The 12,182-nt window shown below is 68.0% G+C and carries 15 protein-coding genes; 6 read left to right on the top strand and 9 right to left on the bottom strand.

The annotated features are described in order from the left end of the window. The first annotated feature begins 26 nt into the window (after nucleotides 1-26). On the top strand, nucleotides 27-236 hold the full coding sequence (locus tag BOO69_RS16565; RefSeq protein WP_071973164.1) for a hypothetical protein: 210 nt from the start codon (nucleotides 27-29) through the stop codon (nucleotides 234-236). Between the two features lie 6 nt (nucleotides 237-242). Here the strand turns inward: BOO69_RS16565 and BOO69_RS16560 are convergent, their stop codons facing one another. The 7 genes from BOO69_RS16560 to rbfA form a co-directional block, all read right to left on the bottom strand. After that, nucleotides 243-593 (bottom strand): hypothetical protein, encoded by a 351-nt coding sequence (locus BOO69_RS16560; RefSeq protein ID WP_071973163.1) that lies wholly within the window; start codon nucleotides 591-593, stop codon nucleotides 243-245. 133 nt (nucleotides 594-726) lie between these two features. Then, on the bottom strand, nucleotides 727-996 hold the full coding sequence (gene rpsO / locus BOO69_RS16555) for a 30S ribosomal protein S15 (protein WP_071973162.1): 270 nt from the start codon (nucleotides 994-996) through the stop codon (nucleotides 727-729). 164 nt (nucleotides 997-1,160) lie between these two features. Continuing rightward, complete coding sequence (locus BOO69_RS16550) at nucleotides 1,161-2,069, bottom strand: calcium-binding protein (protein ID WP_071973161.1); 909 nt, start codon at nucleotides 2,067-2,069, stop codon at nucleotides 1,161-1,163. A 98-nt stretch (nucleotides 2,070-2,167) separates the two neighbouring features. Then, nucleotides 2,168-2,701, bottom strand: coding sequence for a DUF1643 domain-containing protein (locus BOO69_RS16545; protein WP_071973160.1), 534 nt, complete (start codon nucleotides 2,699-2,701; stop codon nucleotides 2,168-2,170). Nucleotides 2,702-2,718: 17 nt separating this feature from the next. Beyond that, nucleotides 2,719-3,642 carry a tRNA pseudouridine(55) synthase TruB gene (truB, locus tag BOO69_RS16540; protein ID WP_071973159.1) on the bottom strand — a complete coding sequence of 308 codons (924 nt, stop codon included), beginning with the start codon at nucleotides 3,640-3,642 and terminating at the stop codon, nucleotides 2,719-2,721. Between the two features lie 80 nt (nucleotides 3,643-3,722). Next, complete coding sequence (locus tag BOO69_RS16535) at nucleotides 3,723-4,457, bottom strand: phosphodiester glycosidase family protein (protein ID WP_071973158.1); 735 nt, start codon at nucleotides 4,455-4,457, stop codon at nucleotides 3,723-3,725. Continuing rightward, nucleotides 4,454-4,861 (bottom strand): 30S ribosome-binding factor RbfA, encoded by a 408-nt coding sequence (gene rbfA, locus BOO69_RS16530; RefSeq protein ID WP_071973157.1) that lies wholly within the window; start codon nucleotides 4,859-4,861, stop codon nucleotides 4,454-4,456. The genes BOO69_RS16535 and rbfA overlap by 4 nt, the downstream gene beginning before the upstream one ends. 81 nt (nucleotides 4,862-4,942) lie before the next feature. Between rbfA and dapB the strand changes: the two genes are divergently transcribed. Further along, on the top strand, nucleotides 4,943-5,764 hold the full coding sequence (gene dapB, locus BOO69_RS16525) for a 4-hydroxy-tetrahydrodipicolinate reductase (RefSeq protein ID WP_071973156.1): 822 nt from the start codon (nucleotides 4,943-4,945) through the stop codon (nucleotides 5,762-5,764). 78 nt (nucleotides 5,765-5,842) lie between these two features. Next, nucleotides 5,843-6,199, top strand: coding sequence for a dihydrodipicolinate reductase (locus tag BOO69_RS16520; RefSeq protein WP_071973155.1), 357 nt, complete (start codon nucleotides 5,843-5,845; stop codon nucleotides 6,197-6,199). 9 nt (nucleotides 6,200-6,208) lie between these two features. On the opposite strand, the gene BOO69_RS16515 is transcribed toward BOO69_RS16520, so the two are convergent. Further along, nucleotides 6,209-6,403 (bottom strand): DUF1674 domain-containing protein, encoded by a 195-nt coding sequence (locus tag BOO69_RS16515; RefSeq protein WP_071973885.1) that lies wholly within the window; start codon nucleotides 6,401-6,403, stop codon nucleotides 6,209-6,211. A 179-nt stretch (nucleotides 6,404-6,582) separates the two neighbouring features. Between BOO69_RS16515 and BOO69_RS16510 the strand changes: the two genes are divergently transcribed. Beyond that, nucleotides 6,583-7,857 (top strand): RsmB/NOP family class I SAM-dependent RNA methyltransferase, encoded by a 1,275-nt coding sequence (locus BOO69_RS16510; protein ID WP_071973154.1) that lies wholly within the window; start codon nucleotides 6,583-6,585, stop codon nucleotides 7,855-7,857. A gap of 43 nt (nucleotides 7,858-7,900) precedes the next feature. On the opposite strand, the gene BOO69_RS16505 is transcribed toward BOO69_RS16510, so the two are convergent. Further along, nucleotides 7,901-8,680, bottom strand: a complete 780-nt coding sequence (locus BOO69_RS16505) for a phosphate/phosphite/phosphonate ABC transporter substrate-binding protein (protein ID WP_237267503.1) — start codon at nucleotides 8,678-8,680, stop codon at nucleotides 7,901-7,903. Nucleotides 8,681-8,805: 125 nt separating this feature from the next. Between BOO69_RS16505 and BOO69_RS16500 the strand changes: the two genes are divergently transcribed. Together BOO69_RS16500 and purH are read left to right on the top strand one after the other, a co-directional pair. After that, the gene (locus tag BOO69_RS16500; protein WP_071973153.1) at nucleotides 8,806-10,575 is read left to right on the top strand and encodes a heparinase II/III family protein; all 1,770 of its coding nucleotides are present in this window, start codon (nucleotides 8,806-8,808) and stop codon (nucleotides 10,573-10,575) included. 11 nt (nucleotides 10,576-10,586) lie between these two features. Next, nucleotides 10,587-12,173 (top strand): bifunctional phosphoribosylaminoimidazolecarboxamide formyltransferase/IMP cyclohydrolase, encoded by a 1,587-nt coding sequence (gene purH, locus BOO69_RS16495; protein ID WP_071973152.1) that lies wholly within the window; start codon nucleotides 10,587-10,589, stop codon nucleotides 12,171-12,173. Nucleotides 12,174-12,182: the final 9 nt, after the last annotated feature.

The raw sequence follows: 12,182 nt of genomic DNA, 5'->3' as shown, positions 1-12,182 counted from the left end.
ATCCACCCGACGGAGGGAGCGATAAAGTGTCAGAGAATTCCGTTAGGCGTATCCAGTTGGTCTGCTTTGCCCTGTCGCACATTCCTTTGCTGACCCTTGGTGTCATCATGGGCGCTAACGGGTTCGAGGGTGACGGCCTTGTACTGGGGGCGGCGTTGGGCGCCACAGTCGTCACCGCGGTATTGCTGACCGGCTACCTGGGCCGGGCGCTGCGGCAGGACTACATCCAAGCCTGAGCGACCTCAGCCGCCGAGGATCAGCCAGAGCACGGCGGCGATCACGGCGGCTTTCAGCGCGACAATTCCGACCAGCAGTCCCCTGTTCTCCGGGGCGATCAGATCCTGCCAGAGCGACCTTTCGGGTTCACCGAACAGCTCTGTCTTCAACCTGCGCAACACATGGGGCGAGGGGCGTTCGTCCGTGTCGGGGATCATGCGCGGCATCGATTCCTGCCAGAATCCAACTTCCGCCCGCAGGTCCGGGTCGGTTCGCATCAGGCGCAGGAAGCGTTGCTTCTCGTCACCGTCGAGAAGCCCGAGGGCGAATTCCCCGGCCAGGTATATGCGTTCTTCCCTGTCCAAAGCGTATTCCATCGCGAGTCGCCCTTTTCAGGCCCTTGGATGAGTGTGGCAAAACATGGCCCGTTTCGCAACGAAGCACTGCGGTCAAGCAAAAGGCCGCACCCCGAAAGGTGCGGCCTTGGCATGACGAACGGCGGCGCGGCGTTTAGCGGCGCAGGCCCAGCCGTTTGATCAGGTCCTGATAGCGTGCCTCATCCTTGCTCTTGACGTAGTCCAGCAGCTTGCGGCGCGTGGCCACCATCTTGAGCAGGCCACGGCGGCCGTGGTTGTCCTTCTTGTGGGTCTTGAAGTGCTCGGTCAGCGTCGCGATCCGCGAGCTGAGTACGGCAACCTGCACCTCGGGCGAACCGGTGTCGCCTTCCTTGGCGCCGAATTCCTTGATCAGGCGTGTCTTTTCTTCTGCAGTGATCGACATCGGGGGCTCCTTCGTTGAAAGGGTTGATCGGAATGGCACAGGCCGGGATGTCGTCCAGCTCAGGCCCATGGAGATACCGACACCGAAAGGGATTCGGCGCCGATGGGGGCGTATAGGAAAATCGCCGCGCTTTGGCAAAGGGTTATTCGCCCTTCGGGCCGGGATCAGCGCAGGAAACCCAGATCCTGCGCCGTGCTGTAGGGGATCAGCGCGATGTCGCCGGGGGTGAGCCCTGTGTCGGCGGCAACGGTGGCCAGCACCCTGTCGCCCATGACGATCTGCAGCCAGTCGGAATCCTCGGGATCGGGCATCACGGCAACCGGAGGCTCCTCCGCGTCCTCCGCGCTGTCGTCCCAAACAAAGAGCAGCGAATCCTCCTGCCGGTCGAAATCCAGCAATTGCGCGGGGCCGTCGCCGTCCATCCAGTCGCCCAGCACCACCTGGTCGGCGCCGTCGCCGGCGGTCACGATGTCGTCCTCGCCGGCTATGATCACGTCGTCGCCGCCGCCGCCGTTCAGAAAGTCGCCGGCATCGCCGTCCTCGACCTCGAAAGTCTGCGGGTCGTCCACGATGCCCGACAGCGTGTCGTCGCCCCAGCCACCGAAAAGGGTGTCCTGGCCCGTGCCCCCGTGCAGAAAATCGTCGTCCAGCCCGCCCAAGAGCGCGTCGTCGCCCGCGCCGCCATAGATCACGTCGTCCCCGGCCGATCCGATCAGGCTGTCGTCACCCGCCTCGCCGTGGATCACGTCGTCGTCGTTGTGCCCGGCGATGCTGTCGTTGTCGGCCCCGCCCAGGATGTCGTCCGCCCCGTCGTCGCCGTGCAAGGTGTCGTCGCCCGTGCCGCCGTCCATCGTATCATTGCCGCCGGAGCCGTGCAGATCGTCGTTTCCCGCGCCCGCATGAACCAGGTCGTCGCCGTCGTAGGCCCCGATCTGGTCGTCGCCATCTCCGCCGGTCAGCGTATCATCCCCGTCTGTACCGGACAGGATTTCGCCCTCGGACGCGCCGCCGATATCCACGTACACGACGGCACTTACCGCCATCAGACCCATCAAGCCCGCAAGAAAAAGCATCGCCGCACACCGCCGAACCACAAGGGGCGCACCACGCACCACCCCGGCGCCATCATCCACAGAACCGCCGACCGGTCAAAATCAAACCGGCGGCGTGGTTAACGCGCGGTTTCAGGCGTGCCGGGTGCGTGCCAGCGCACCGGCGTGCGTGCGTAGGGCAGGTAGAGGGGGTGGCGCGGATGCCCTTCTTTGGAAAGACCGAGGTGAAAGAGCGGCCTGCCGCTGGCCATCAGGCGGGCGGCAACCAGCGGACCCCGTCCCATATGCGCCCCGTGCACGCCCCACGCGGCGATCACGTGATCGGCCCAAAGGCACCCTGCGGCCAGCGTCGCGTCGTTCTCCGGCCCCACCGGATCGGCGGCGGCGCGCATGTCGCGCGGATCGGTGGCGCGCCAGGCAAAGATGTTGGTCACCCGGAAACCGCCGTACCCGAGGTGCCGCGCGCGCCGCTCGCACCGCTCAACGGTCGGGTCGTTCTGGACCTCCGTCGCGGTGGAAGGGTTGAGCATTACGAACATGACCTTCCGCGCGCTTGCGTCCCACGTCCGCGTGAGGCTGTAGCGGTAGCCCTCGCAGTCGGAATAGACGGCGGTCGAGGGCGCGTCGCCCTTGGTGTGGCTTCGGGTGATCATGCGGGGGTGCGGCGGCGTCAGTCGGCGCTGCCCTGGGGCAGGTTGAAGACGCGGGAGGGGTGGAGCTCGCCTGCCTTGAAACGCCCCACGGCCACCGCCCGCCCCTCGAAGGAGGCCCAGCATTCCTCGCCGTAGTCGATGTCGCTCGCGATCACCATGCCGGGGTTGCCGTTGCGCAGCCGGGTGGCGCCCTCGGCGGTCGCCTTGACCTCCGGCAGGTCGTCGAGGCCGGCCTCCAGCGGCTGCAGATGCGCGTCCAGTTCTGGTGTGCGCGCCAGTTCCTCGATCCGCGCCAGTGTCAGCCCGTCGGCCGCGTCGAACGGGCCGGACCAGACCCGTCGCAGGTCGCGGACGTGGCCCAGACATCCCAGCTTCTGGCCCAGGTCGCGCGCGATGGACCGCACGTACCCGCCCTTGCCGCAGACCATCTCGAGCGTCACGTGGTCCGCATCGGGCCGGTCGATCAGCAGCAGGCTTTCCACGAACAGCGGACGTGCCGCGATGTCCATCGATTCGCCGTCGCGCGCACGCTGGTAGGCGCGCTGCCCGTCGATCTTCACGGCCGAGAACTGTGGCGGCACCTGTTCGATGTCGCCCACGAAATCGGACAGTGCCGCCTTGATCGCGGCGTCGTCGGGGCGCAGGTCGGAGGTGCCCAGTTCTTCGCCCTCGGCATCGTCGGTGTTGGTGGCGATGCCAAGGCGCACGGTGAATTCATAGGCCTTCAGCGCGTCGGTGATGTAGGGAACCGTCTTGGTCGCCTCGCCAAGGGCCACCGCCAGCACGCCCGTCGCCTCGGGGTCGAGCGTCCCGGCGTGGCCGGCCTTGCGGGCGTCGAGCGCCCAGCGGACCTTGTTGACCACGGCGGTCGAGGTGGGGCCGGCGGGCTTGTCCACCACCAGCCATCCGGAAATATCTCTGCCCTTGCGTTTGCGCGCCATGTCTCACCTGTCTGTTTCGCGTGGGAGCCTATACAGACAGGCGCCGCCGGTGCCCAGCAATTATCTGGCCGCGCGTCCGGTCAGTCGCTTTCGACCACACCGACGATCGGACCGATCGTCGTGAAACCCGCATCGTCGCGCCCCAGCGCGGGGGCTCTCAGGCGTGACACGTTGCCGTCGAAATAGAGCGCGTTGCGCAGTTGCAGCCGATCCCGGAAATAGCTTCCGAACTCGTGAAAGGTTACCGTGTTGTCGGAAATGACAAAGATCGCCCGGGTGCCGTCCGCCGTGGTCCCGACCCCGTTGCGGATGTAGCGGGACGTGCTGTTCTTCAGGAAACGGGGGTGCAGCTCGCCGTCGATCACCAGCATGGGCCCCGATTGCGTGGCATAGCGGCAGGCGGGTTCCGACCTGAGGAACGCCTTGGTTTCCAACACGTCCGCGCGGCCCTCGCCGATGCAGAAGATGCCGTTGGGCAGCAGACCGAAATTGCCCGGCCCCTCGCTTTGGATCACATCCTGCACGACACGCCCGTTTTCCACGAAGTAGCCGACCGGCGCGCGGTTGTCGTGATACATGCCTGCGTTCATGGCAAAGCCCAGCCTCTGCCCCCGCGCCGCAAGCGCCTTGTCGAGGGTGCCGAAATGGCCATAGACGCTGCCTGCCTCGTCGGCGAGGAAAAGCTCCAGCCGCTCGCGGGTCAGGTCCACCTCGCAGATCGAATAGCGGTTGCCGGCGTATTCTTCCTGCCGGCATTCCGTTGCCATCGCGCCCCCCGCGGCCAGGACCAGGCCAAGCCAAAGCAGGAATTTCATTCGTCGCTGTCCGCGTCGGCATCCCGCCGTACGACATCCTGATTGAGCATGCGACGCGTCTCGTCCATCTGGTCAAAGGTCTGGTCCAGCCGGAATCGCAGGTCCGGCGCGAACTTGAGCGTCAGCTTCTTGGCGACCTGACGGCGCAATTCGCCCTTGTTCCGTGCCAGCAGGTCGATCAGCTCGTCCTGGCCCTGACCGCCAAGCGGCAGGACATAGGCGGTCGCGATCTTGAGATCGGGAGAGACCCGCACCTCGCCCACGGTCACCGACATCCGGTTGAGATCGACATCATGCACGTCGCCGCGCGCCAGAACGTCCGACAGAGCGCGGCGAATCGTTTCGCCGACGCGCAACTGGCGCTGGGACGGGCCCGTGCCCTCGTGAAACTTGTTTCTGGCCATGGGCCTCATCTAAGCCCTTGCAAGTGTTTTGCCAAGGCGGCGATTGCGCGGTACACCGGCCCCGGCAAAGGAGTGCACAAGATGGCAGAACTTCCCGGCGTAACCATTACCGGCGCTTCCGGGCGCATGGGCCAGATGCTGATCAGACAGGTGCAGGCCTCCGACCGCCTGCGGCTTGTCGGCGCGGTGGAACGGCCGGATCACGCCTGGGTGGGCCAGGACGTCGGGGCAGCCATGGGCGGTGGCGACATCGGGATCCGTGTGACCGACGACGCGAAGGCCGCCATTTCCGCGGCCGACGCCGTGATCGATTTCACCGCGCCCGCCGCAACGCTGGATTTCGCGGCCCATGCCGCCGCCGCCGGGGCGGTCCATGTCATCGGGACCACCGGCATGACCGACGCGGAAATCGCGCAGCTGGCACCCTTCGCGGAAAAGACCGTCATCGTCCGCGCCGGCAACATGAGCCTCGGCGTCAACCTGCTGACCCAGCTTACCCGCCGGGTGGCCGCGGCGCTGGACGCCGACTTCGACATCGAGATCATCGAGGCACATCACAACAGGAAGGTCGATGCACCCTCCGGCACCGCCCTGATGCTGGGCGAGGCTGCGGCGGCGGGGCGCGGCGTGTCCCTCGCCGAAGTTTCGGATCGCGGGCGCGACGGCATGACCGGCGCACGGCGTCGCGGCGACATCGGGTTTACGGCAATCCGGGGGGGCGACATCGTGGGCGAACACGACGTGATGTTCGCCGCCGACGGAGAGCGCATCATCTTGCGCCACGTCGCCTCCGACAGATCGGTCTTTGCCCGCGGCGCGCTCAAGGCCGCGCTTTGGGGCATCGGCCGGGCACCGGGCGCATACGACATGCTGGATGTGCTGGGTCTCGGCGACGCGGGCTGACCGCCTGCTGACGCTATTGTGAAACTTTGGGCCCTCTTTCGGCGTGTATAGTGCAATTCACGCTGAAAGGAGAGTTCGATGCGACCCCTTGCGATCACACTTGCCGCCGCGCTTACCGCGTCGGCGCTGCCCGCTCTGGCGGATTTCCAGAAGGTCACCACCCGCGACGATTTCATGGCGCTGGTCGGGGGCAAGACGCTGACCCGTCCGCTGGTCAAGATTCAGGTGCTGCCCGATGGCCAGATCGCGGGGACAGGCGCCGCGTGGGAGGTCACGGGCCAATGGGAATGGCAGGGTGAGTACCTGTGCCGCAGTCTCGAATGGGGCGGCGACGACCTTGGCTACAACTGCCAGGAGGTCAAGGTGGATGGCAACAACATGCGCATCACCTCGGACAAGGGCACGGGACGTTCCGCGGATTTCAGCCTGCGCTGACGCGCGGCGTCAGAAATCGACCGCGATCCCCTTCTTCTCCCAGTCACCGTAACGGACGGGTTCGGGCCCGTCGCGGCCACCCAGTTCGGGCGGCAGGCGCAGGTCGGCGGCCTCGCGGCGGCGGGCCTCCGCCTCGGCCAGCGCGCGCTGCGCGGCAGGCGGAATAGGGCGCGGCGCGGGATCGGGCTGCGGCTGCGGGGGCAGGTCCGGCTCGGGCGTCGGTGTCGGATCGTTCGGCGTGTCCGGGATCGGCTTGGGCGCCGGTGCGGGGTTCGGAATATCGACGGGCTCTGACATGGCATCCTCTTGAGCGGCTGATGCCTTTGATATACGCCGCCCCGAGGGCAGGACAACCCGGTCCCCCCACCACAAGAGGCGATGGCATGGCAGACACCGGCGCAGAGGCGCGCAGGAGCGCGGTTTACCTTCTCGACCAGATCCTGGGGGAAGAGCCGCGCCTGATGTCGGAACTGCTGGCCGCCGGAACCCTGGACAGGCTGCCGCCCGACGACCGGGCCCGCGCGCAGCGGCTGGCGCAGGATACCCTGCGCGGGCTCGAACGCGCCGACCGGCTGCTGCAAAAGCACCTGCGCAAGCAGCCGCCGCTGACGGTGCGCAACGTCCTGCGGGTCGGGACGGTCGAATTGTGCCAGGGTGGGGCTGCGCATGGCGTCGTCAACACGATGGTGAACCTCGTGTCCGGCCACCGCAGTCTGGGGCACCTGAAGGGGCTGACCAACGCTGTCCTGCGCAAGATCGCCGCCGAGGGTCCGGAGGCGTGGCCCGCGCTGCGCGCGCCGCGCCTGCCCAAATGGCTGCGCGGCCCCTTGGTCGAGGCCTGGGGCGCCGAGGCCATCGCCGCGATGGAACAGGCCCATTTCGCCGGGGCCCCGCTGGATATCACGGCCAAGGGCGACCCCGCGGCCCTGGCCGAGGTGACGGGCGGCACGCTGCTGCCCACCGGCTCCGTCCGCGTGACGGACGCGGGGCAGGTCTCCGCGATGCCCGGGTTCGCCGCGGGCGACTGGTGGGTGCAGGACGCTGCAGCCGCGCTGCCGGTGCGGGTTCTCGCGCCGCGACCGGGCGAGACGATACTGGACCTCTGCGCGGCGCCGGGCGGCAAGACCATGCAACTCGCCGCCGCGGGGGCGGCCGTCACGGCTGTCGATACCTCGGCAGGTCGCATGGCGCGTGTGCGCGAGAACCTGGACCGGACCAGGCTGAAGGCCGATCTGCTGACCCAGGACGCCCGCGCGGTGACCGGCACTTACGATGGCATCCTGCTGGATGCGCCCTGTTCCGCCACCGGGACACTGCGCCGCCATCCGGACCTGCCCTATGCCAAGGACGGGTCCGAGTTCGGCGATTTGATCGATCTCCAGTCCGAGCTGATCGACCACGCATGGTCCCTGCTGAAACCGGGCGGCAGGATGGTGTTCTGCACCTGCAGCCTGCTGCCGGACGAGGGCGAGGTCCAGGTGGACGAAGCACTTCAGCGGCACCCCGACATGCAGGTGGATCGCGACGCGGCGATGGTGCCGGGGGTGGACAGCGGCTGGCTGACAGCCGAAGGCGGTCTGCGCCTGCGCCCCGATTACTGGGCGGACATCGGCGGCATGGACGGATTCTACGTCGCTTGCCTGCGCAAGCAGGGCTGAGGAAAGCCAACCGGCGCTCCCGCGCGGGGGGCGCATCGTGCTGTCACAGGTCGCCGGGTGGCGGATTGCGGATCGCAAGGTAATCGCGTGCCGGAATATCCACCAGCCCCAGCAGGCCGAGCACATCCCGATCGGCCTCCGTCAGATGTTCGATCGCCTCGACCACCGCGTCGAACACCTGCGCACGGTCCATGCCCGGCCCCGTGATATAGGGCAGGCCGGGCGTCGGGGGGGTCCAGGTCAATACCCGCAACCCTGCCGCAAAAGGGTCGTACCGCCGGATCAGCCGCCATGTCACCGCATCCAGCGCCGCGATGTCCGCCTCGCCTTCGGCTACCGCAAGGGCCGAGGCGCGGTGTCCGCCCGTCTGCCGCCGGTCGCCGAACCAGAAACCCTCCGCCAGGGCCACGGCATGCATGGCGGCCAGGCCCGATTGCGATCCCGCATCGTTGAAGGCGAACCGCGCATCGGCAAAATCGCGCAGGGACGGGCGCGCGTCGTCGGCCCGCACGACGACGGCACTGCGGTAATATCCCGGCGGGCAGCCATCGACGCCGAAATCCGGTGTGCCGACAAGGGTGACCCGGTCGTGCAGACGGGTCCGGAAGGGCATCCCGCAGGTCTGGCTCAAGACAAGGTCCGGCGCGGTCCAGACCGAGAAGGCTTCCGCCGCGTTGCACATCTCGGCGGGGGCCGGAACGCCGCGCGCGCGCAAGGCGCGGCGCAGCGCGTCCCAGTAGCGCAGGTGCGCCGCCTCCGTCTCCGGTCTGAGGTACATCATCAGGCTTGCGATCATGCCGCCACGATAGGCAGGACGCAGCATCGGGAACAGCCCGTTTGCGACCTTTCACGCCGGTGCCGGAACGGCGGGGCAAAAAGCGGTGACACCCGACGGGTCAGACGCTATGCTGCCCGCAAACGCCAGCAGAGCGTCAAGGGCAGCAAAACATGTTCAGCATCCCCGGCCTGACCGCGCAACGGGCGCGGTTCCTCGACAGGTGGCACGCCCGTGCCGCGACCCGTCCGCGCGCGCAGAACCACGTCCGGGGGTTCGTTTCCTCTCCCGAACCGCGGACCATCGGCTCCTATGCGCGGGGGCGGCAACTGATCGGCGGCAACTACCTCTTCGCGGGCACGCTCATCAACGCGCCCGGCCACACGCTGTGGGAACTGGACGTACCGGATGCCGCCTATGCCGCCGAGCTGCACGGCTTCGCCTGGCTGGACGACCTCGCGGCGGTGGGGGACATCACGGCGCGCCAGGTCGCGCAGCACTGGCTCTGGGACTGGATCGACCGCTTCGGCAAGGGGCGCGGCCCCGGGTGGACACCGGACCTGACGGGCCGGCGGCTGATCCGCTGGATCAACCACGCGATCTTCTGCCTGCGGGGGCAGGAATCTGAACACAGCCGGGCGTTCTACACGTCTCTCGACCAGCAGACGCAATTCCTGTCCCGGCGCTGGCACGGCGCGGCACCGGGCCTGCCGCGCTTCGAGGCGTTGACGGGCCTGATCTACGCGGGCCTCGCGCTCGAGGGGCAGGAAGCGCTGGCCGACCCCGCGATCAAGGCGCTGTCGCGCGAATGCCGCAGCCAGATCGACATGCAGGGCGGCCTGCCCACCCGCAATCCCGAGGAACTGCTGGCCGTCTTCACCCTGCTCACATGGGCGGCGGCCGCGCTCAGCGATGCGGGACGCGGCACGCCAAAGGATCACCTGGCCGCCATCGCCCGCATCGCGCCGACCCTGCGCGCGCTGCGCCACGCGGACGGCGGGCTGGCCCGGTTCCACGGCGGTGGCCGCGGGGTCGAGGGGTGGCTGGACCACGCCCTGGCGGCATCGAGGGTGCGCGCGGCCCCGGCAGGTGGGCTGTCGATGGGCTATGCCCGGCTGTCGGGCGGCCGGACATCGGTGGTCATCGACGCGGCCTCGCCGCCCGGCGGGCCGGCTTCGGGCAATGCCCATGCCTCCACCCTGGCTTTCGAGCTCACATCGGGACGGCGCCCGCTGATCGTCAATTGCGGATCGGGGGCGTCCTTCGGCGTGGAGTGGCGCCGCGCGGGGCGGGCAACACCGTCGCATTCCGCCCTGTGCCTCGGGGGCTACTCCAGCGCGCGGCTGGCGGAGCCCGACCGCATCACGGGCCGGGAAGCCTTGATCGACGGGCCGACCCATGTCCCGGTCGAGATCAGTTCCGCCGGCGACGGGATCCGCTTTCAGGGCGGGCACAACGGATACGTGCGCTCTCACGGGCTGACTCATGCGCGGACCCTCGAACTCACGCTCGACGGGCGGGGACTGGCCGGCGAGGACATGTTGCTGGCGCTGGAGGATGCCGAGAAACGCCGTTTCGACAAGGCGCTCGACGCGGCGAAGCTCAAGGGCCTGCGCTTCGACATCCGCTTTCACCTGCACCCCGACGTGGATGCGACGCTGGATCTCGGCGGCGCGGCGGTGTCCATGGCGCTCAAGAGCGGGGAAATCTGGGTGTTCCGGCACGACGGTACGCATAATCTCTCGCTCGAACCGGGCGCCTACCTCGAAACCACGCGTCTCAAACCCCGCGCCACGCAGCAGATCGTGCTGTCCGGGATGGCCTTTACCTATGCCACGCGGGTCAGGTGGTCCTTGTCCAAGGCGCAGGAAACTGCGATTGGCGTGCGTGATCTCTCGATGGACGATCCATTGGCGGATCATACTGACCCGGACGAACAATAGGACCCTGCCAGATGCCCGATCTTTCCCCCGTCAAACGCGCCCTTCTTTCCGTATCCGACAAGACCGGCCTGGTGGAGCTCGGCCAGGCGCTTGCCGCCCACGGGGTCGAACTCCTGTCCACTGGCGGCACCGCCCGGGCGCTGCGCGATGCGGGGCTGGACGTGAAGGACGTGGCCGAGGTGACCGGCTTTCCCGAGATGATGGACGGTCGGGTCAAGACGCTGCACCCGGTGGTCCACGGCGGCCTGCTGGCACTGCGCGACAAGGACGACCATGTCGCGGCGATGCAGGAACACGGCATCGGCGGCATCGACCTCGTGGTGGTCAACCTCTATCCCTTCGAGGCGACGGTGGCCAAGGGGGCGGCCTATGACGAGGTGATCGAGAACATCGACATCGGCGGTCCCGCGATGATCCGCTCCGCGGCCAAGAACCACGGCTTCGTGACCGTCGTGGTGGATACCGAGGACTACGCCGCCGTGATCGACGAGCTTGAAGCCAACAGCGGGCAGACGACCTACGCCCTGCGCCAGCGGCTCGCGCAGACGGCCTATGCCCGCACGGCCGCCTACGACACCGCCGTCAGCACCTGGATGGCCGCGCAGGTCGGGGGCACGCCACGCCGCCGCACCTTTGGCGGCACGCTGTCGCAAACACTCCGTTATGGCGAGAACCCCCACCAGGCCGCGGCCTTCTACACGGACGGGTCGGGCGCCGCGGGCGTGGCGACCGCGCGTCAGCACCAGGGCAAGGAACTGAGCTACAACAACATCAACGACACGGACGCCGCCTTTGAACTGGTCAGCGAATTCGCTCCCGAGAACGGACCCGCCTGCGCCATCATCAAGCATGCCAACCCCTGTGGCGTGGCGACCGGCGCGACCATGGTGGAGGCCTACACCCGCGCCTTCGACTGCGACCGCACCTCGGCCTTCGGCGGCATCATCGCCCTGAACCAGCCGCTGGACGGTGAAACCGCCGAGGCCATCAGCGGGATTTTCACCGAAGTGGTGATCGCGCCGGGTGCCGACGAAGACGCCATGAGTATTTTTGGCAAAAAGAAAAACCTGCGTCTGCTCACGACCGACGGGCTTGCGCGGCACGACGCGGCGGCGCTGGCGGTGCGGCAGGTATCGGGCGGCTGGCTGGTGCAGGACAAGGACATCGGCCGCATCACGCGCGACGATCTGAAGGTGGTCACCAGGCGCCAACCCTCGGAGCAGGAACTGGCGGACATGCTGTTCGCCTGGACCGTGGCGAAACACGTGAAGTCGAACGCGATCATCTACGTCAAGGATGGCGCGACGGTCGGCGTAGGGGCTGGGCAGATGAGCCGCGTGGACAGCACCCGGATCGCGGCGCGCAAGGCGCAGGACATGGCCGAGGCAATGGGCCTGCCCGCGCCGCTGACGCAGGGATCGGTCGTGGCGTCCGACGCCTTCTTCCCCTTCGCGGACGGGCTGGTGACGGCGGCGGCGGCAGGGGCCACCGCGCTCATCCAGCCGGGCGGGTCGATGCGCGACGACGAGGTGATCGCCGCGGCGGACGAGGCCGGTCTCGCCATGGTATTCACCGGCATGCGCCACTTCCGGCACTGAGGCGCAGGG

The organism is Sulfitobacter alexandrii, from assembly GCF_001886735.1.
GTDB classification, from domain to species: Bacteria; Pseudomonadota; Alphaproteobacteria; order Rhodobacterales; family Rhodobacteraceae; genus Sulfitobacter; species Sulfitobacter alexandrii.
Note: the sequence above shows the minus strand (reverse complement) of the source record. Positions and strands in the feature narration are given on the sequence as shown.